Origin of the sequence: Roseateles chitinivorans, from assembly GCF_002761755.1 — a bacterium.
Taxonomy (GTDB): domain Bacteria; phylum Pseudomonadota; class Gammaproteobacteria; order Burkholderiales; family Burkholderiaceae_C; genus Roseateles; species Roseateles chitinivorans.
The window spans coordinates 29,220-47,189 of record NZ_PEOG01000045.1 but is presented as its reverse complement, the minus strand read 5'-3'; the positions used below and the strand labels follow the sequence as shown (position 1 = coordinate 47,189).

The window sequence follows — 17,970 nt, the reverse complement described above, 5'->3', positions numbered from 1 at the left end:
CGTCCGCTGACCCTGACCAACAGCGGCAACGCGGCGCTGCACATCGCCTCGCTGGCCATCAGCACGGCGCGCTTCACCATCGACACGAGCGGGACCGGCAGCTGCGGCGCGGCGCCGTTCACCGTCGCGCCGGGCGCCAACTGCCAGATCACCGTGCGCTGGCTCGGCGCGGGCGCCGCCGCCTCCGACGCCGCGGCCACCGACACCGCCACCCTCACGCTGCAAGGCGACATGTCGCCCGCCACGGCCACCGTCGCGCTCAGCGGCACGGCGGGCAATGCCGCGATGTCCAACAGCGGCGGCGGCGGTTGCACGATCGGCGCCGGCACCGGCGCGGCGGATCCGCTGCTGCTGCTGATGGCCGGTTTCTCCGGACTGGTCCTGTGGCGCCGCCGCGCTCGCCGCTGAACACGGCCGCGATCACTCTCCCCCAACGCCCTGGAGCCCCGATGCGCACCCTGCACTTCCCCCCTGCCGATGCCCGACGCCGCGGCGCGTCGTCGCGCCCCCTCACCGCGATGGCCTCGCTCGGCGCCGCGCTCTTCATGACGCTGTCGCCGGTCCATGCCGCCGACGTCGGCCAGCCGCTGCCGGTCGCGAGCGTCCCCGGCGCCGACGGCGCGCCGGTCACCCTGTACGACGGCAAGGCCAAGCTCACCTACATCGACTTCTGGGCCTCGTGGTGCGGTCCTTGCCGCGAATCCTTCCCGTGGATGAACCAGATGCAGGCCAAGTACGGCGCGCAGGGTCTGCGCATCGTCGCGGTCAACCTCGACGCCCGCCGCGACGACGCCCTGGCCTTCCTCAAGGAGGTGCCGGCCAAGGTGACGCTGGCCTTCGATCCGAAGGGCGGTTCCGCGCAGCGGGTCGGCGTGCGGGCGATGCCCAGCTCGGTGCTGCTCGGGCCCGACGGCCGCGTGTTGATGCAGCACGCCGGCTTCCGCGCCGAGGACGAGGCCGCGCTCGAGGCCCGCATCGCCGCCGCGCTGAAGGCGCCCTGAGCGGCGGCGCCTCCGGCCCCTGCGTCCTGATTCCCGTCTCGGGTCCTTGCGGCGCCTGCGCCGTGCCGTCCCGCCCACACCCTGGAGTTCCACGATGTCCCTGCCTCCGACGCCCCGCCGCCGCGCACCGATCGCGACGGCCGCCCTCGTCGCCAGCGCGACCCTGCTCGCGATCGCGACCACCGGCTGCGCGATCCAGCCGCCCCATCCCTGGGAGAAAGGGGCGCTCGCCCGTCCCGAGATGACGATGGGCGGCGACGTGCTCGGCGACCGTTTCGCCCAGCACATCTACACCAGCAAGGAGAACGCCTCCGGCGGCAACGGCGTGGGAGGAGGCGGTTGTGGCTGCAATTGATTCCGGCCTGAGCCTGGACAGCGCCCGCGGCGCCGAGGACGTCGATCGCGCCGACGCGAGCCGTGCCGCCCGTGCGGGCGCCGGCAGCTGGGGCGGCGTGCTGGCGGCGGCGCTGCTGTTGCCCGGGCTGCAGGCGCCTGCGCTGGCCGAGACCCCGCCCGAGCAGGCGGAACTGGCCGTCAAGCTGCTGTCCTACCGCGACCGCCAGCCCGGCTTCGATCGCATCAAGGTGACCGCGCCCTCGGTCTACCTGATGGTGCCGGTGGCCGGGCGCTGGTCGGTCGAGGGCTCGCTGGTGACCGACAGCGTCTCCGGCGCCTCGCCGCGCTACCACAGCGCCGTCTCGGGCGCCTCGCGGCTCGACGAGGAACGCAAGGCCGGCGACATCCGCGTGACGCGCTACAACGACCGCGACGCGTGGTCGGTCGGCGCCGCCTACTCGACCGAGCACGACTACCGCTCGCGCACGATCTCGGCCGACTACCGGCGCTCCAGCGAGGACAACAACACCACCTGGAACATCGGCGCCGCCTTCGGCGACGACTGGATCGGCTCCTCCAACGACCCGACGCTCAGCCGCGGCCGCAACACCACGCAGCTGACCGCCGGCGTCACCCAGGCGTGGACCGCGGTGGACCTGGTGCAGCTCAGCCTCGGCGCCAGCTGGGGCCACGGCATGTACTCCGATCCCTACAAGTTCCCGGACCGCCGCCCGGACCGGCGCGAGCAGTACACGGTGATGGCCCGCTGGAACCACCACTTCAGCGACTGGCGGGCGACGCTGCGCAGCAGCTGGCGCTATTACGCCGACAGCTTCGGCGTGCGCGCCAACACGGTCGAGGCCGCCTGGGTGCAGCCGCTCGCCGGCGGCTGGACGCTGACGCCGATGCTGCGTTACACGACACAGCGCGCGGCGAAGTTCTATTACGACCCGGTCTACGACCCCGCGCTCGGCGCGCCCTTCCCGCCCGGCTACACCGCGACCTCGCCGCAGTACCTGTCCGGCGACCAGCGCCTGTCGGCCTTCGGCGCGATCACCGCCGGCTTCAAGGTCGCCTACGAGTTCGCCCCGCGCTGGACCGCCGACGTCAGCCTCGAGCACTACGAGCAGCGCGCTTCCTGGCGCCTGGGCGGCAGCGGCTCGCCGGGTCTGGATCGCTTCCAGGCCGACTGGCTGCAGATCGGCCTCTCGCACAAGTTCTGAGGCCACCACGATGCTGCGCGACGCCGCGATCTCCTCGCTGCCGGCTGCCCCGGCGGCTCCCGTGCCGCCGGACGGTCCCGCCGAACGGGAGCATCGCCACGTCTTCACCGCGATGGCCTCGCCCAACGAGATCGTGCTGGCCGGCGTCACGCCGGCGCAGGCCGCCGACGCCTGCGCCTTCGCCGAGGCGGAGGTCCGCCGCATCGAGCGCAAGTACTCGCGCTACCGCGACGACAGCGTGATCTCGGCGATCAACGCGCGCGCCGGCCGCGGCGGCGTGACCGTCGACGCCGAGACCGCCCACCTGCTCGACTTCGCCGCCGAGCTGCATCGCCAGAGCGACGGCCTGTTCGACCTCACCAGCGGTTGCCTGCGCCGCGCCTGGGACTTCAAGGCCGGCCGCGAGCCCTCGCCCGACGCGCTGGCGCTGCAGCTCGCGCGCATCGGCTGGCACCGCGTGCAGTGGGACGGCCGGGCGATCGCGTTGCCGCAGGCCGGCATGGAGATCGACTTCGGCGGCATCGGCAAGGAGTACGCCGCCGACCGTGCCGTCACGGTGCTGCGCGAGCTCGGCTTCCGCCACGGCTTCGTGAACCTCGGCGGCGACCTGCGGGTGCTCGGCCCGCGTCCGGACGGCCAACCCTGGGTCTTCGCGGTCCAGCATCCGCGGCGCGAGCACGAGGTCTGCGCGCGCATCGCGCTGAGCAGCGGCGCCCTGGCCACCAGCGGCGACTACGAGCGCTTCTTCATCGCGGCCGACGGCCGGCGCTGCTGCCACATCCTCGATCCGCGCACCGGCCAGCCGGTGCGCCACTGGCAGGCCGTCAGCGTGGTGGCGCCGCTGTGCATCGCCGCCGGCGCACTGGCCACGATGGCGATGCTGATCGGCGCGCCCGCCGCCACGCGCTTGAGCACGCCGGGCGTGGGCTTCCTGCTGATCGATGCCGACGGGCAGCGCCACACCCACGATCCGGAGCAACTGCTCCAGACGCCCGCCGCGGGCCTCGCGACGCCGTCACCGATCGCCACCGCGATCACCGCCTCCCTGCGCGCGGAGCCGGGCCTCCCCTCCGCGTCGCTCCCTTCCTTCACTTCCTCCACGCCGTCATGAGATTCCTCGCCTCCTTCCTCGCCGGCGCCGCGACCGCGATCACGCTGGTCTTCGCCGCGACGGGCCCTGCCCGTGCCGCCACCGACCAGCCGCCCTTCCTCGACGTCGTGCAGGCCTTCCCCGGCCAGGCCCGCGTCGAGGACGCCGGACGTGGTCCGCTGGTCGTCCAGTTCGATGTCGCCCCCGGCTACCACCTCTACCGCGAGCGCTTCGCGATCGAGGCCGAGGGCGCGACCCTGCCCGCGCCGCGCCTGCCTGACGGCAAGGCCGAGTTCGACCCCAACTTCAAAAAGACGATGACGCTGTGGGCCGGCGCGGTCCGCATCGCGCAGCCGCTGCCGACCGGCGACCTGCCCCCGGCGCTGACGGTGCGCTTCCAGGGCTGCGCCGACCGTGGGCTCTGCTATCCGCCGCAGCAGGCGCTGGTGCACCTGACGCGCGGCGGCGACGGCGCGGTGACGGCCCGCTGGGAGTCGCAGCCCGACGCGCTGACGGCGCCGGTCGACGCGCCTGCCACGTCGGCCACGCCTGCCGCTTCGGCGTCGCCCGCGCCGTCCGGCGCCGCGACGACGACGGGCGCCACGCCGGCGACCGCGGCCACGTCGGCGGACGCGCCCATCGACCGCAGCGCCGCCGCGCTGCAGTCGGGCAGTCTGCTGCGGGTCATCGGCATGTTCCTGCTCGGCGGCCTGCTGCTGTCCTTCACGCCCTGCGTGCTGCCGATGCTGCCCATCCTGTCGTCGATCATCGTCGGCCAGGGTGCGCCGGTGTCGCGCGCCCGGGGCTTCACCCTGGCGCTGGCCTACTCGATGGGCATGGCGATGGTCTACACCGCGGCCGGCGTCGTCGCCGGGCTGCTCGGCTCGGGCTTCGCCGCCGCGCTGCAGAACCCGTGGGTGCTCGGTGCCTTCGCGCTGCTGCTGTCGGTGCTGGCGCTGTCGATGTTCGGGGTCTGGGAATTCCAGATGCCCGGCTTCATCCAGGACAAGGTCAACAACGCCTCCAACCAGCTCAAGGGCGGTCGCCATGTCGGCGTGTTCCTGATGGGCGGGCTGTCGGCGCTGCTGGTCGGCCCCTGCGTCGCCGCGCCGCTGGCCGGCGCGCTGGTCTACATCAGCCAGACCCGCGACGTGGTGCTGGGCGGCTCGGCCCTGTTCGCACTGGCCTGCGGCATGAGCGTCCCGCTGCTGCTGCTGGGCCTGTCCGCCGGCACGCTGCTGCCGCGCGCCGGCCGCTGGATGGAGCACGTCAAGACCTTCTTCGGCGTCGTGCTGATCGCCGTCGCGCTGTGGCTGGTGTCGCCGGTGCTGCCGACCGGCGCGCTGATGTTCCTGATCGGCGCCGCCGCGCTGATCCTGGCGATCTGCCTGGGCGCGTTCGAGGCCGGCAAGCCGCGCGCGCTGAAGGCGGGCGGCGCGCTGGTGGCGCTGTGGTCGATCGCGATGATCGGCGGCGCGCTCTCGGGCGGCGACAGCGTGCTGCAGCCGCTGCGCCACCTGGCGCGCGGCAACGGCGGCGCGCTGCCGATGGCCAGCGCGGAGGCCGCCTCCGCCACGCCCGCCTTCGAACGCATCACGACCGTCGCGCAGCTCGACGCGGCGCTGGCCTCGACCAACCGCCCGGTGATGCTGGACTTCTATGCCGACTGGTGCGTCGCCTGCAAGGAGATGGAACACCTGACCTTCGCCGATCCCGCGATCGCCGCCCGCCTGCGCCAGGCGCGCCTGCTGCAGGCCGATGTCACCGCCAACAGCGCCGAGGCCAAGGCCCTGCTCAAGCGCTTCCAGCTGTTCGGCCCGCCCGGGATCCTGTTCTTCGACGCCCAGGGCCGCGAGCTCGCCGCCGCGCGCACGATCGGCTTCCTGCCGGCCGATGAATTCGCCCAGCGCCTGGACCGCGCCAAGCTGTGAATCAATCGGACATCGCCATGAGCACCACGCCCCGACACACCGCCCTCCTGATCCTCGGCTCCGGCCCCGCCGGCTACACCGCCGCCATCTATGCGGCCCGCGCCAACCTCAAGCCGCTGCTGGTCACCGGCATGGCGCAAGGGGGTCAGCTGATGACCACCACCGAGGTCGACAACTGGCCCGCCGACGTGATGGGCGTGCAAGGTCCCGAGCTGATGCAGCGCTTCCAGCAGCATGCCGAGCGCTTCCAGACCGAGATCGTCTTCGACCACATCAACAGCGTCGACTTCTCCAAGCGCCCCTTCACCCTGACCGGCGACAGCGCCACCTACACCGCCGATGCGGTGATCCTCGCCACCGGCGCGTCCGCCCAGTACCTGGGCCTGCCGTCCGAGGAGTCCTTCATGGGCCGCGGCGTCAGCGCCTGCGCCACCTGCGACGGCTTCTTCTATCGCGAGCAGGAAGTCTGCGTGGTGGGCGGCGGCAACACCGCGGTCGAGGAAGCGCTGTACCTGTCCAACATCGCCAGCAAGGTTCACCTGATCCACCGTCGCGACAAGTTCCGCGCCGAGCCCATCCTGGTCGACAAGCTGATGGACAAGGTCAAGGCCGGCAAGATCGAGCTGCACCTGTTCCACACGCTGGACGAGGTGCTGGGCGATGCCAGCGGCGTCACCGGCGTGCGCATCAAGAGCACGCAGGACGGCACCACCACCGACGTCAAGCTGCAGGGCTGCTTCATCGCCATCGGCCACAAGCCCAACACCGACATCTTCCGGGGCCAGATCGAATTGCGCGACGGCTACGTGCTGACGCGCAGCGGCTCGGAGGGCTTCGCCACGATGACCAGCGTGCCGGGTGTCTTCGCCGCCGGCGACGTGCAGGACCATGTCTATCGCCAGGCCATCACCAGCGCCGGCACCGGCTGCATGGCGGCACTCGACGCGCAGCGTTTCCTCGAGCAGCAGGCCGGCTGAAGCGGCGCGGTCAGAAGGACCAGGCCACGCCGGCGATCCAGCGCTGCCGGGGCGGCACCGAGCTGTAGAGCCGCGACACGGTGAACCGCCAGGCGCCGGCGGTGTAGCTCAGCCCGCCGTTGGCGAAGCGGTAGGAACTGCCTTCGCCGCCCCAGGGGCTGACGATGCCCCAGCCCAGGTCGGCGGCGAGCGCCCCCCACAGGCGCCGGTGCCAGGTCAGCTCGACGATGGTCGCCCCGGGATGGCCGGCGGTATAGCCCCTCGACGACGACGCGGCCAGGTCCGGCGACAGCGAGATGGTGCCGCTCCACTGGCCCCAGGTGCCGCCGTCCCAGAGACTGCCGACGGAGACCTCGCTGTAGCGCAGGCGGCCCGCGCGGGGGCCGGCATAGTCGTAATAGGCGCCGGACAGCGTCAGCGTCCGGTGGTCGTCGATCTGCCACCAGCGCGTCGCCGACACAATGGCCTCCGCGGTCGCGCCGCCGTCGGGATTCAGCGTTCCGAGGCCAAGGCCCAAGGCCCAGTTGCGGTCATCGCGGTAGAAGAAGTCGGCCGTCGCGCCGGGATGGTCGCCGCTCAGGCCGAGGCCGCGCGAGACCCGCTCCGACACCACCGACAGCGTGCCGCCCCAAGTCTGTGCACCGGCCACGCCGGGCACCGCGGCGACAGTCGCCAGCGCGGCGATGCCCATCGCCAGGGCCCCGTCCAATGCCCGGTTTCTCCCTCTGACGGCCGGGGCGGTGAAGACATTTTTTTGGGGCTCGACAACCATCGGCGGCGATTGTGGCACCCATGAACGACACTTCTGCAGAATTCGTCGCCCCATGTTTCCATCTGTTCCCAATGAGGCGGACGCTGCCCTCGAGTCGCGTCTGCGCACCTGGTTGCAGGCCGCCGCGGCCGGCGATCGGTCCGGCTTCGAGCAGCTCTACCGGCATTGCCAGCCGCGGTTGTCGCGCTTCGTGCTGCGCTGCTGCGGACGGCCCGACCTGGCCGACGAGGTCGTCAACGATGCGCTCTGGATCGTGTGGCGCAGCGCCGGCAACTTCCGCGGCGAGTCGCGCGTCTCGACCTGGATCCACGGCATCGCCTACCGCTGCATGCTCAAGGCGCTGCGCGATGGCGTGGCGGCCGAGGAGATCAACGCCTCCGCCGTCCACGACGCGGAACTGGCCTCGGCCGAACCGGCCTTCAACGAAGCGGCCGACCGCGAGCAGCGCGACTGGGTGATGCGCGGCCTGGCGACGCTGCCGACGGAACAGCGGGTGACGATGGAGCTGGCGTATTACCTGGGCGAGACCTGCGAGGACATCGCCCGCATCATGAATTGCGCCACCGGCACGGTGAAGGCGCGCATGTTCCACGCGCGGGTCCGGCTGCGCAATGTGCTGCCCGAGCTGGGCGGCCTCCCCCGTCCCGCCAGCGGCACCGAAGGACAGCCATGAGTTCCCACGACACCCCCTCCGACGCCGGCAAGGCCACCGATCCGATCCAGGTGCAGCCGAACGAGCACCGCCAGGTCTGGGACACGATCGCCTGGGTCGTCGCGGGCACCGCGACGCCGGAACAGCGCCGCCAGGTGCTGGCCCACCTGCCGCATTGCGCGCATTGCCGGGACGAGCTCGCACTGCAGCAGCGCATCCATGCGGCGATGCAGGATCCGCCCGGTGCTGGTGCCGCGGCGGACGCGGGCGCGATCCAGGCCGGCCTGGATCGCCTCTGGGCGCGCGATCGGGAGGCCGGGCCCACGATGCCGGTCGAAGGCCCTCGCGGCCGGGCCGCCAATGAAGGCGGCCGCCTGACGCGCTGGCTCACCGCCGCGGTGGCGGTGCAGGCGGTGGCGCTGTGCGTGCTCGGCCTGCGGCTCTGGCCGGGCGAGCCTCCCTCGTCCGACTACGTCACGCTGAGCCAGCCGTCGACGCTGCCCTCGGGCGCGGTCGTGCGGCTGGTGCCGGAAGAACGGGTCGACATGGCCCGGCTGCGGCAGATGCTCACCCGCCACGGGCTGCGCATCGTCGGTGCGGACGAGGACGCGAGCAGCCTGCTGCTGGCTCCCTTGATGCCGGCGGCATCGGGCGCCTCGACGCCCGGGGAGGCGCTGGCGCAGCGGCTGCGCGAGGAACCCGGCGTGCTGCTGGCCGAGCCGGTCGCGACCGCGGAGCGCTGAGCGGTGGCACTGGGCTTCCCCCTTTCGCGGCGCGGTGGCTTCGCGCGCCAGCTCGCCGCCATGGCGGGGCTCGCCGTGATGGCAGCAACGGCCTGGGCGGCCGCGCCGGGCGACGCGGCGTCACCGCTCGCGCCGCCCTCGCCGCCCTCGCCGCCCTCGCCGCCCGCGGCGATGGTCGCACCGGCCGGTCCGACAGCCACCGCGAGCTCGCCACGGGCCGACACTCGCTACGTGATCCTGGCCGTCGAGGACCGGGGCGAACCCCTGTCCGGCGCAGGCGGATCGCCGCGCGGCGACTACCGCCGCATGGCGGGCTATGCCGGCAGTGCGCGCGCATCGGCGCTGTCGGAGGCGCTCGCGCGCGAATACCGGCTGCACGAGGAAGCCGCATGGACGATCGCGCCGCTGAACCTGCGCTGCATGCTGTTCGCGCTGTCCGGCGACGACGACGTCGATGCGTTGCTGGCGCGCGTGCGCGGCGACGCGCGGGTGAAGCTGGCGCAGCCGCTGAACGAGTTCGAGACGCTGGCTGGCGGTCCGCAGGGCGTCGAGGCCGCGATGCGGCCGGGCGCGTCGAGCGCGTCGAGCGGCGCGTCGACCAAACCGAGCGCGGCGTCAGCGTCAAGCGCAGCCGCAGCCGCGGCCCCGCTGAGCGCCACGTCGGGCTCGCCCTACAACGACCCCTACTTCGGCCTGCAGAAAGGCTTCCAGCAGATGTCCGCCGCCGCCTTGCAGCAGGTCAGCGTGGGCGCGCGGGTGAAGGTCGCGGTGATCGACACCGGCGTGGACGCGCGCCATCCCGACCTGTCCGGCCAGGTCGCGCGGCAACGTGACTACGTCTCCGGCGGTGGCGCCCTCGTCGAGGGCGTGCCCGAGCGTCACGGCACCGAGGTGATGGGCCTGATCGCGGCGCGCGCCAACAACCGCCAGGGCATCGTCGGCCTGGCGCCCGGCGCGGTGATCACCAGCTACCGCGCCTGCTGGACCGAGGCGCGCGTGGAACGGCCCGGGCCGGGCACCGCCCGCTGCAACTCCTTCACGCTCGCGCAGGCGCTGGGCGCCGCCATCGCGGACGGCGCCGACGTGATCAACCTGAGCCTGGGCGGCCCCAGCGATCCGCTGCTGACCCGCCTGGCACGTCATGCGCAGGCTCGTGGCGCAGTGCTGGTCGCCGCGGCGCCGCCGGAGCGGCTCGGCAAGGGCTTTCCCAGCGAGGTGCCCGGTGCGCTGGTCGTGGCGAGCGCCGGCGATGCGTCGGAAGCGGAAGCGGACGGCTGGCTGGTCGCGCCCGGACGCGCGGTGCTGACCACGGTGCCCAACGGCGGCTACGACATGGACACCGGCAGCTCGCTCGCTGCCGCGCATGTCACCGGCGTGGTTGCGCTGCTGCGCGCGGCCGATCCGGTCGCCGATGCGCCGCGCCTGCGACGCGCGCTGCTGGGCTCCATGAGCGCAACCGGCGGCATCAATGCCTGCGCGGCGGCTCGGACGCTTGGCGTGTCCGGGCTGCGCTGCGACGGCGACACCGCCGCCACAGCGGCCCGCTGAACGTGCTCGCGGCGCGAGGCACCGCGCGGCTCAAGACCCGGTGATCGCGGGCCGTTGATCGCGGGGCGTGGATCGCAGGCCATTGATCGCAGGCCATTGATCGCAGGCCATTGATCGCGGGCCGTTGATCGCGGGCCGTTGATCGCGGGTCGTGGATCGCGGGTCGTGGATCGCCGGCCGTTGATCACCGGTCGCTCGACCAAGGCCCGCCGATCAGGGCCGCGTCGGCTCGGGCATGGCGGACGAATGGTGATGCGCGATCAGCCATTGCCCATCGCGCCATTGGTACACGTAGGTGTAGCGGGCCTTCACCGTGGTGCCATCTGCGAAGCGGAAGGTGTAGGTGCCGACGTCCTGCGCCACATTGCAGTCGATCTTGATGACGCGCTTGTCGATCGTTCCCTGCGGCTTGTTCTTCAGGAACTTCACGAAGTAGTCGCGGATGTCGGCCGGCGTGGTGCGCGGTTCATTGGTGACGGTGGGCAGCAGCACCGCATCGGGCGCGTAGTTGGCGGCGACGCGGTCGGGGTTGCCGGTGGCCAGCGACGCATTCCAGCGATCGAAGAGCGCCGCGATCTGCGCCCGGTCCGCGCCGACGCAGCTGGCGGAGGAAGCGGCCCGGTCCTGGGCCGAGGCGGTGCCGACGGCGGCGCCGAGCATCAGCGCGGCCAGCGCGGGCACCCAGCCGGCGCGGGACACGCGCCCCGGGCTCGAGCGGACAACGGAGGCATCGCGGGGATGGACGGAGACGGTCATGAGGGAAGACTCCAGATCGATCGTTGAGACAGGCGCTTGCTCGGCGCCGCGCCAGGAGAGGTCCCGGCGCACGATCGATTCTGGAAAGCCCGCATGAACCCGCGGCGCACGGAAGATGAATCGCGGCAGCGCTTCCGATGAACCGCAGATGAACGGACCGGCTACTCGGCCGCGTCGTCCATCCGGTAACCCAGTCCCCGCACCGTCTTGAGCAGCGGCAGCGCATGCCCCTCGTCGATCTTGGCGCGCAGCCGGCGCACATAGACGTCGACCACGTTGGTGAGCGGATCCACCTGCGCCCCCCACACGTTGGCAAGGATCCGTTCCCGGCTGAACAGGCGCCCCGGCGCGCTCATCAGCAGCTCCAGGAAAGCGAGCTCCTTCGCGGTCAGCGTGATCGGCCGGTCGGCGCGGCGCACCTGCATGCGCTCGCGATCGAACTCGAGGTCGGCCACACGCAGCACGGCGGCCTCGACCCGCTGCTCGCGCCCGCGGCGCTGCAGCGCGACGAGCCGCGCGAGCAGTTCCTCGAAGTCGAAGGGCTTGACCATGTAGTCGTCCGCGCCCAGGCGCAGGCCGCGGACCTTGTCGGCGGTGCTGTCCATCGCGGTCAGCATCAGGATGGCCGCGTGCCGGCCCTCGGCGCGCAGCGTCTGGCACAGGTCCAGACCACCCAGGCCCGGCAGCATCAGGTCCAGGATGATCAGGGCCGCCTCGCCGGTGCGCGCGCGGGCCAGCCCCTCGGGTCCGGTCGTCGCCACCTCGACCACATAGCCCTCGGCGCTCAGGCCGCGGCGCAGGAAGTCAGCGATGCGGGCATCGTCCTCGATGAGCAGGATCCGTCGATTCATTCGTCGTGGGCACCGGCTGTCACCAGGGGCGCATCGTGGGAGTCGGGAAAGATCAGGTGAACGGTGGTGCCAGCGCCGACGCGGCTCTCGATCTCCAGGCTACCGCCGTGCGCGGCCAGGATGGAGCGGGCGATCGACAGGCCGATGCCGGTGCCGTCGGCGCGATGGTCACGGGCCAGCCGTCCGCGCATGAAGCGCTCGAACACCAGCGGCAGTTCGTCCTCGGGGATGCCGATGCCGGTGTCGATCACGCTGATCCGGTGCCGGCCGTCGCCGGCGGTCCAGGCGACGCGCACCGCGCTGCCCGGGCGGGAGTAGCGGATCGCGTTGTCGAGCACGATGACCAGAGCCTGGCGCAGCCGCGTCTCGTCGACAAGCACGTCGATCCCGTCCGGCACCGCGTCCACCGCCAGCGTCAGGCGATGGACCGCGGCCAGCGCCCTGGCCTGCGCGATCGCGCCGTCGAGCAGCGTCCCCAGCGGCAGCCAGTCGCGCGCGATGTCGAGCTCGTTCGCCTCGGCGCGCGCGATCAGCAGCAGGTCGTCGACCAGGCCGGTCAGTTGCTTGACGGCGGCGACGATGCGCTGGAGGGCGAGCCGGTAATCGTCGACGGACGGCGCGGCCGCGCGCAAGGCGACATCGGCCTCGCCGCGGATCACCGTCGCCGGCGTACGCAGCTCATGGCCCAGGTCGGCGAAGAGCTGTCGCCGGCGATGGTCGAGTTGCTGCAGCGACTGATGCGCGCGTTCGAGCTCACCGGTGCGGGCGCGGACCTCGTCCTCCAGGCCGCGACGCACCTTCTCGGCGGCCTCGCGGTGCTGCTGCACCTCCTGGACCATCGCGTTGAAGCGCCGGGCGACATGGTCGAACTCGTCGCCGTTGCCCACGGGGATGCGGTGATCGAGCCGACCGGCCTGGACCGCCTGGGCGCCCTCCAGCAGCGCATCCAGCGGCCGCTTCAGGCGCCGGCTCAGGTGCAGGCTGAGCAGGACCGCCAGCGCGAAGGTGATGCCGACCATCGCCACCGCCTGCAGCCGCAGGCGCTCGATGCCCTGCTCGGTGGCGGCGCGGGCGATCGGGACCGCCTTGCGCTGGCTCTCGATCGCGCCGTTGAGCAGGTCGCGCAGGTCGCGACCGTGGGTCATGTCGAAGACCTGGTTGAGCTGGCGCCAGACGGCCTCGAAGCCTTCGCGGTCCTGATGCGGCGTCAGCGCGCGCAGCTGGCGCCGCAGCTCGACGAGGCTATGGCCGAGCAGCGCGCTGATGTCCACCAGCTGCGTGGCCTCGGCCGGGACCGGCACGCCATCGCGCTCGGCGATGTCCTTCCAGGATTCGAGATGGCGGCGCGTCATCTCGTCGAGACGACGCACGCTGGCATCCATCGCGTCGAGCAGGCGCTCGCGCGCGGCGTCGGTGGCGCCGGCCCCCATCACCTGCTGGGCGGCCCAGTTGCGCAGGCGCTGCTTGTTGGCGGAGAGGTCCAGCAGCTCGGACAGCAGGTCGCTGGTCAGGCGACTGTGGCGCGCATAGCCGTCCACGCGCACCGTGCCGAGGTAGACGAAGCTGGCCTGGAGGCAGACCAGCGCCAGCATGGCGGACAGCGCGAGGGTGAGGCGGAGTCGGTACATGCGGCGCGATTCTAGAAAGCCGCCGAGGCGTCAGCGGTCGCGGTCCTTCTCCTTTTCCTTTTCTTTCTCGCGGTCCTGCTCGCGGGACCGATCCTGGCCGCGTACATGCGCCCGGTCGGCGTCACGGGCATCGCGGCGATGGTCGTCGGGGCGACCCGCCTCGCGCGCCGGCGGCGCGCTGGCCGGCGGTCGATGCGCCGCCGCATAGCCATCACGTGCGTCTTCCCGGCCCTGCTCACGCGACGGCGCCCGCTCCCATTGCTGACGCTGTTGCTGTTGCTGTTGCTGTTGCTGTTGCTGTTGCTGTTGCTGTCGCTGCTCCTGCAACTGTCGCTCGCGTTGCTGCTCCTGCTGTTGATGCACCTGCTGCTGGCCCCACTGCTGCTGGCGTTCCTGCTGATGGCGTTCCTGCTGCAGGCGCTCTTGCTGTTGTCGTTCTTGCAGTTGGCGTTCTTGCTGCAGGCGCTCCTGCTGTTGATGCTCCTGCTGTTGACGCTCTTGCTGTTGCAGGTCGCGCTCATGCTGCAGGACGGCGGGATCCGATGTCGGCCCGGTCGACGGCGGCAAGCCGGTCGCCGCTGGCGCCGGGACCGCATGGCCGGGCGGCATCGACGTCGGCACGGCAGCCTGCGGCGCGCCACCGAACGCGGCGGGACGACCGGCGTTGACGTTGGGCGGCAGCGGCGCGCTCACCGGCGGTGGCGTCGCCGCCCGGACATGCCCGAAGGTCGGCATGGCCGCGGCGAGGTGCGCCGCCGCCGGGACATCGCTGTGGAAGGCCTTGCCGTCGGCGGTCGATCCGGGCGGCGCCACGATCGTGACGTTGGTGATGTTGGTGACGTTGCGAACGTTGTTGACGTTCGTGGTGTTGTTCACCGTGTTGTTGATGACGGTGTGATTGATCTGCGTCGTGTTGTTCTGGATGCGCATCCCGATGTTGGTCACCGGCGGCGCGCTCACGACGACCGCCGGCGGCGTGCCGATCGGCGCCGGCACGATGAGGCCGGGACGCGAGCCGGGCGGTGGCGGCACGAACACGCCCATCGGGCCGACGGGACGGGTCCCTCCCCCGATCGCGACCTGGATCGAGAGATGCAGTCCCGGCGGCGGCGGCACGAAGGCCACACCGCGTGCCGCCCAGAAGCCGGCGACGAACACGACGGCGCCATCGCGATGCTCGTAATAGGGCTGGACCCAGACGTCATCGGTGCGCGGCGGCGATGCCCACCGACCGGCGCACCACACCCAGCGGCCCTGCCAGCCCCAATAGCCGCCGGTCCAGACGGCCCCGGGATAGGGCTGGGGCGGCGGCACCTCCACCAGCATCGGCGGCGGCGCGACGTCGACAAGGATGGGCGCCGGCTGCACCAATGGCGGCTCGACCTGGACGCTGATGACCGGCTCCGGAGGCGGTGGTGTCCAGACGGGCGGTACGCGATAGGAGGCGTCGGCGTGAACGACGGTGTGCGACGGCGCGACGCATCCGGCGAGGAGCGCGGCAAGCGCGGCGGTCGCCAGCGCTGTGAGACGGTAGGAGGTGCGCATTGGGAGGAGATCGAGGGTGACTGCGATGTCCCGCCAACGGGGGTTTCGCGCGCACCGTTGACCCTCGAAATGCCGTTTCGTATCGGGCTGTTAGCCAGATCAAGAGGGGGTCAAGCGAGGGTTGTGCAAGGCTCAGGAAACCGTCATGCGTTTGCGAATCTCACATCAACGAAGCGTTGATGAGCGCCTTCGCGCTCCACTGCATCGGGGTGCTGAATCGAGCGCGGATTTCCGAAGAAGCGGCTTGCGATTCCCATGAATGCCTGCGCGTTTTGGACCGACCGATCTCAGCAATCGACCGATGGAGCCCGTAGTCGACCGCGTTCATCATCACTTGGCGCGGCTCGATCCAGCCCGCGATCACCATGGGAGTGGAGATGAAAGATCGAGACATCAACGCTCAGCCCGAGCGCCAGAAGCCGGCCGCGGCGACGGCAACCCCACAGCTTCAACGCAGCGCTCCGGACGCGATCCAATCGCTCGCTGATCGCTCCCCTCGGGTGCTTGCCCAGCGCCGGACGCTTCAGCCGGCACTGGGATCGCCATCCTCGAACCGCTCCGTCGCGCAAGCGAAGCTGAATATCAGCTCAGGCGGTTTCACCTACGAGTATTTCCTCGGCAAGGACTTCCGCAGGGACCATGTCGGAGGCGCTGAACGAGCGATCGCAGTGCTGCGGCGACGCTACCAGGCGGACCACGACGACACCGCGCCCGTGACGACGCTCGACGATCTGGACGGCGATCACGACGCGACGGAGGTCGCTCCGGTGACCAGCAAGGGCAGTGGCGTCACTTACGACTTCTCGCTGTTCATGGACGTCTCGGGCCACACGGCCTATTGGGACGCATCGAACAAGCCGAAGACCTTCTCCATCAGCAGCGCGGTCCTGTCGGGCTACTTCCTGAATGGGGGTTCGAAGGGGCTGATCACGCACATCAGCTCGACGTCCTGAAGGGCGCGAGGCGCTGAAGTCGCCGCCGGTGCGGTGGCACACGCGGTGGGCCATCGTGCTGACCTTGCGATAAAGAGCCTGCTTGGTGCCGCGCATGAGGCGGCGGATAGCGGCCGGGTAAGGACGCGCTGCGGCGCGCCCTTCTCGCTCGACGTCTACATGAGCAATTGATGCCCTCAAGCTGGCCGTGACTTCGTCCGGAGCGTCAGTAGTGCGGACAGCATCGCGACCGGCACCAGGGCGATGAACAGCCCCAACCCGTAGGGCGCCAAATCAGCGAGCTCCGGTGCGTGAAGCTGACTGCCATCCGGGGAACTCCACACGTCGATTTCGGTGCCAGGCGCATGCCGGTCAACGAAGGCCTGCGCCCGTTCCAGGTCACGGTCGATGATCCGCATCGAGTGCTGGCCGTCGAGCGCGATGACCTCGAGCGCCCGAGCAACGGTGCCCTTGCCTGTGCCGAAGGCCCTTTCGATGTCGATCCAGTTGGACTGAATCAAATGAACCTTCCGAACCTTGAATGACTCCGACCGCGAGGCATGGAGGAACGCGACGATGGCCGCCATGCCAAGGACGACGCCGAGCAGGAATGCGAGCAGTCTTCGAAGCGGCATGGGATTCACGAACGGACCGCGCCAAGGCGGAGTAGGAACACGAGCGGCTGACTGTCGCCCGAAGAAGGGCGAGCACAAAGCAAAACGCCCGCGAGACTTGCGTCTTGCGGGCGTTTGCTTCTATTCGGTGGGGTGGCTGATGGGACTCGAACCCACGACAACCAGAATCACAATTTTAGCCAACATCCTAGCATCGGCGCGGCCTAGCGGCCGACTCTTGGGAACAAGCGGCGGTTGGGTGTTCATGACCGCCAGTTCGTTGCTGCCCGAGGCTTCGAGTTCCTCGTCGAGCATGCGGTCGTACTGGTCGCCGGGCGCCTTGCCGCGCACCGGCCGGGCGTCCAGGGCGTCACGCATAGGTTGCACCCTCCTTCTCCAGGCGGATGTCCTGCCCGGCGATCTGACGGCCGTCGGCCATCAGCTTCATCTCGCCCACCGCGGCCTTGATGAACTCCGATTCCGGCGCGCTGGGCATGCGCAGCAGATCCGGCAGCGTGTCGGTGATGATGGTGATCAGCCGGGCCCGATTGCGCATCGACGGCTCGATGCGAAGGATCTCGCAGGCGATGTAGGCCTGGCGGTTCGCATGCTTGAGCGCCTGATCGCGCTCGCCGCCGTCGATCGCGTTGATGTTCCAGAGGTAGGCCGCCGACTCCTCGACGATGTACCAGCCGGCGTCCTTGCGCAGCGCCGGGATCAGCACCAGCGCGCGGGTGTCGTTGACCCAGGTCTGGACGGCCACGATGTCGCCGTGGACGCGGGAGAAATGCGCCTTGCGCAGGTCGAGTTCAAGAGCCATGGCTACCCCGGAAAGTTCGCGGGGAATCTGCCATCCTTGGCACGGAAGCTCGAAGCGCGGCGGGCATGAAAAAACCCGGCGCTGGGCCGGGCTTCGAGGCGGGTGGAGATCAGCGATCGGGTGGCCGGGTCGGACCACCGGAACCACCACCGGGGCCGGGATTGCCGGTACCGGGCCCGCTGGGCTCGCGGCCCTTCTTCACGATCAGCGCGACGATACCGATCACGATCAGCAGGCCCAGCACAGCGCCGAGCGTCGTGGTGTGGCCGGCATCAGCGTCCTCGGCCAGCACCGCCTTCGCGGCGGAATCCGGCACCGTTGCGACGGCCTTGGGCGGGTCGGCGGCCTGGGCCACGGGCGCGGAAGCGAACGCGGCGACCGCCAGGGCGAGCGCCACCACCGGGCGCAGGAACAGGGAGCGATTCGACATGGGGAGCCTCTCATCGAGTTGATGGGTGAGGCCGCGCCGGCGGCGCACCGATCAGCCCCCCCGAACCTAGCGGCACGAAGCGCGGCGCGACCTCGGGCGGGAGGCTGCCATCCTTGGTACG

General features: G+C 71.1%; 21 protein-coding genes. 11 read left to right on the top strand and 10 right to left on the bottom strand.

Features of this window, described 5'->3' with window-relative positions; all coding sequences use genetic code 11:
• The 7 genes from CS062_RS26245 to trxB form a co-directional block, all read left to right on the top strand.
• A partial coding sequence (locus CS062_RS26245; protein ID WP_233218100.1) for a JDVT-CTERM domain-containing protein occupies positions 1 to 408 on the top strand: 408 nt, incomplete at its 5' end.
• A 41-nt stretch (positions 409 to 449) separates the two neighbouring features.
• On the top strand, positions 450 to 1,001 hold the full coding sequence (locus CS062_RS16530; RefSeq protein ID WP_233218099.1) for a TlpA family protein disulfide reductase: 552 nt from the start codon (positions 450 to 452) through the stop codon (positions 999 to 1,001).
• A 94-nt stretch (positions 1,002 to 1,095) separates the two neighbouring features.
• Complete coding sequence (locus CS062_RS16525; RefSeq protein WP_099862693.1) at positions 1,096 to 1,356, top strand: DUF4266 domain-containing protein; 261 nt, start codon at positions 1,096 to 1,098, stop codon at positions 1,354 to 1,356.
• Entirely contained in the window at positions 1,343 to 2,560 is a 1,218-nt protein-coding gene (locus tag CS062_RS16520; protein ID WP_233218098.1) for a DUF3570 domain-containing protein, read from the top strand. Before CS062_RS16525 ends, CS062_RS16520 begins: the two co-directional genes overlap by 14 nt.
• 10 nt (positions 2,561 to 2,570) lie before the next feature.
• Complete coding sequence (locus CS062_RS16515; RefSeq protein WP_099862692.1) at positions 2,571 to 3,671, top strand: FAD:protein FMN transferase; 1,101 nt, start codon at positions 2,571 to 2,573, stop codon at positions 3,669 to 3,671.
• Positions 3,668 to 5,581: a protein-disulfide reductase DsbD gene (gene dsbD / locus CS062_RS16510; RefSeq protein WP_099862691.1), complete on the top strand. Its 1,914-nt coding sequence runs from the start codon at positions 3,668 to 3,670 to the stop codon at positions 5,579 to 5,581. The genes CS062_RS16515 and dsbD overlap by 4 nt, the downstream gene beginning before the upstream one ends.
• Positions 5,582 to 5,598: 17 nt before the next feature.
• Entirely contained in the window at positions 5,599 to 6,558 is a 960-nt protein-coding gene (trxB, locus tag CS062_RS16505) for a thioredoxin-disulfide reductase (protein ID WP_099862696.1), read from the top strand.
• A gap of 10 nt (positions 6,559 to 6,568) precedes the next feature.
• Here trxB and CS062_RS16500 read toward each other — a convergent pair whose 3' ends face one another.
• Entirely contained in the window at positions 6,569 to 7,267 is a 699-nt protein-coding gene (locus CS062_RS16500; protein ID WP_143742381.1) for a hypothetical protein, read from the bottom strand.
• 115 nt (positions 7,268 to 7,382) lie between these two features.
• Here CS062_RS16500 and CS062_RS16495 point away from each other — a divergent pair, with 115 nt between their 5' ends.
• Genes CS062_RS16495 through CS062_RS16485 form a run of 3 tightly spaced genes read left to right on the top strand, consistent with a single transcriptional unit; the run spans position 7,383 to position 10,273 of the window.
• The gene (locus CS062_RS16495; protein WP_099862689.1) at positions 7,383 to 8,003 is read left to right on the top strand and encodes an RNA polymerase sigma factor; all 621 of its coding nucleotides are present in this window, start codon (positions 7,383 to 7,385) and stop codon (positions 8,001 to 8,003) included.
• Entirely contained in the window at positions 8,000 to 8,725 is a 726-nt protein-coding gene (locus CS062_RS16490) for a zf-HC2 domain-containing protein (protein WP_099862688.1), read from the top strand. The genes CS062_RS16495 and CS062_RS16490 overlap by 4 nt, the downstream gene beginning before the upstream one ends.
• A 60-nt stretch (positions 8,726 to 8,785) precedes the next feature.
• On the top strand, positions 8,786 to 10,273 hold the full coding sequence (locus CS062_RS16485) for a S8 family peptidase (protein ID WP_143742380.1): 1,488 nt from the start codon (positions 8,786 to 8,788) through the stop codon (positions 10,271 to 10,273).
• 213 nt (positions 10,274 to 10,486) lie between these two features.
• Here the strand turns inward: CS062_RS16485 and CS062_RS16480 are convergent, their stop codons facing one another.
• From CS062_RS16480 to CS062_RS16460, 5 genes are all read right to left on the bottom strand, one after another.
• On the bottom strand, positions 10,487 to 10,933 hold the full coding sequence (locus tag CS062_RS16480) for an SgcJ/EcaC family oxidoreductase (RefSeq protein WP_099862695.1): 447 nt from the start codon (positions 10,931 to 10,933) through the stop codon (positions 10,487 to 10,489).
• Positions 10,934 to 11,190: 257 nt separating this feature from the next.
• Entirely contained in the window at positions 11,191 to 11,880 is a 690-nt protein-coding gene (locus CS062_RS16475; protein WP_099862686.1) for a response regulator transcription factor, read from the bottom strand.
• Positions 11,877 to 13,508 carry a sensor histidine kinase gene (locus tag CS062_RS16470; RefSeq protein WP_099862685.1) on the bottom strand — a complete coding sequence of 544 codons (1,632 nt, stop codon included), beginning with the start codon at positions 13,506 to 13,508 and terminating at the stop codon, positions 11,877 to 11,879. Before CS062_RS16470 ends, CS062_RS16475 begins: the two co-directional genes overlap by 4 nt.
• A 30-nt stretch (positions 13,509 to 13,538) precedes the next feature.
• Positions 13,539 to 15,053: a hypothetical protein gene (locus CS062_RS26240; RefSeq protein ID WP_158238813.1), complete on the bottom strand. Its 1,515-nt coding sequence runs from the start codon at positions 15,051 to 15,053 to the stop codon at positions 13,539 to 13,541.
• Between the two features lie 160 nt (positions 15,054 to 15,213).
• Complete coding sequence (locus tag CS062_RS16460) at positions 15,214 to 15,420, bottom strand: hypothetical protein (RefSeq protein ID WP_099862684.1); 207 nt, start codon at positions 15,418 to 15,420, stop codon at positions 15,214 to 15,216.
• A 10-nt stretch (positions 15,421 to 15,430) separates the two neighbouring features.
• On the opposite strand from CS062_RS16460, the gene CS062_RS25880 reads away from it, so the two are divergent.
• Positions 15,431 to 16,006, top strand: coding sequence for a hypothetical protein (locus CS062_RS25880; protein WP_143742378.1), 576 nt, complete (start codon positions 15,431 to 15,433; stop codon positions 16,004 to 16,006).
• A gap of 176 nt (positions 16,007 to 16,182) precedes the next feature.
• Here the strand turns inward: CS062_RS25880 and CS062_RS16450 are convergent, their stop codons facing one another.
• The 4 genes from CS062_RS16450 to CS062_RS16435 form a co-directional block, all read right to left on the bottom strand.
• Complete coding sequence (locus CS062_RS16450; protein WP_143742377.1) at positions 16,183 to 16,629, bottom strand: hypothetical protein; 447 nt, start codon at positions 16,627 to 16,629, stop codon at positions 16,183 to 16,185.
• 111 nt (positions 16,630 to 16,740) lie between these two features.
• A complete protein-coding gene (locus CS062_RS16445; protein WP_099862681.1) occupies positions 16,741 to 16,977 on the bottom strand; it encodes a hypothetical protein in 237 nt (78 codons plus the stop codon).
• A complete protein-coding gene (locus CS062_RS16440; protein ID WP_099862680.1) occupies positions 16,970 to 17,419 on the bottom strand; it encodes a hypothetical protein in 450 nt (149 codons plus the stop codon). Before CS062_RS16440 ends, CS062_RS16445 begins: the two co-directional genes overlap by 8 nt.
• A gap of 109 nt (positions 17,420 to 17,528) precedes the next feature.
• Positions 17,529 to 17,849 (bottom strand): hypothetical protein, encoded by a 321-nt coding sequence (locus CS062_RS16435; RefSeq protein WP_099862679.1) that lies wholly within the window; start codon positions 17,847 to 17,849, stop codon positions 17,529 to 17,531.
• Positions 17,850 to 17,970: the final 121 nt, after the last annotated feature.

Excerpts from the sequence above, each read along its gene's own strand:
- CS062_RS16530 (WP_233218099.1), top strand. The coding sequence starts at position 450 with ATGCGCACCCTGCACTTCCCCCCTGCCGATGCCCGACGCCGCGGCGCG.
- CS062_RS16525 (WP_099862693.1), top strand. The coding sequence starts at position 1,096 with ATGTCCCTGCCTCCGACGCCCCGCCGCCGCGCACCGATCGCGACGGCC.
- CS062_RS16515 (WP_099862692.1), top strand. The coding sequence starts at position 2,571 with ATGCTGCGCGACGCCGCGATCTCCTCGCTGCCGGCTGCCCCGGCGGCT.
- dsbD (WP_099862691.1), top strand. The coding sequence starts at position 3,668 with ATGAGATTCCTCGCCTCCTTCCTCGCCGGCGCCGCGACCGCGATCACG.
- trxB (WP_099862696.1), top strand. The coding sequence starts at position 5,599 with ATGAGCACCACGCCCCGACACACCGCCCTCCTGATCCTCGGCTCCGGC.
- CS062_RS16495 (WP_099862689.1), top strand. The coding sequence starts at position 7,383 with ATGTTTCCATCTGTTCCCAATGAGGCGGACGCTGCCCTCGAGTCGCGT.
- CS062_RS16490 (WP_099862688.1), top strand. The coding sequence starts at position 8,000 with ATGAGTTCCCACGACACCCCCTCCGACGCCGGCAAGGCCACCGATCCG.
- CS062_RS16485 (WP_143742380.1), top strand. The coding sequence starts at position 8,786 with ATGGCGGGGCTCGCCGTGATGGCAGCAACGGCCTGGGCGGCCGCGCCG.
- CS062_RS16480 (WP_099862695.1), bottom strand. The coding sequence starts at position 10,933 with ATGCTCGGCGCCGCCGTCGGCACCGCCTCGGCCCAGGACCGGGCCGCT.
- CS062_RS16475 (WP_099862686.1), bottom strand. The coding sequence starts at position 11,880 with ATGAATCGACGGATCCTGCTCATCGAGGACGATGCCCGCATCGCTGAC.
- CS062_RS16470 (WP_099862685.1), bottom strand. The coding sequence starts at position 13,508 with ATGTACCGACTCCGCCTCACCCTCGCGCTGTCCGCCATGCTGGCGCTG.
- CS062_RS26240 (WP_158238813.1), bottom strand. The coding sequence starts at position 15,053 with ATGCGCACCTCCTACCGTCTCACAGCGCTGGCGACCGCCGCGCTTGCC.
- CS062_RS16460 (WP_099862684.1), bottom strand. The coding sequence starts at position 15,420 with ATGGTGATCGCGGGCTGGATCGAGCCGCGCCAAGTGATGATGAACGCG.
- CS062_RS25880 (WP_143742378.1), top strand. The coding sequence starts at position 15,431 with ATGAAAGATCGAGACATCAACGCTCAGCCCGAGCGCCAGAAGCCGGCC.
- CS062_RS16445 (WP_099862681.1), bottom strand. The coding sequence starts at position 16,977 with ATGCGTGACGCCCTGGACGCCCGGCCGGTGCGCGGCAAGGCGCCCGGC.
- CS062_RS16440 (WP_099862680.1), bottom strand. The coding sequence starts at position 17,419 with ATGGCTCTTGAACTCGACCTGCGCAAGGCGCATTTCTCCCGCGTCCAC.
- CS062_RS16435 (WP_099862679.1), bottom strand. The coding sequence starts at position 17,849 with ATGTCGAATCGCTCCCTGTTCCTGCGCCCGGTGGTGGCGCTCGCCCTG.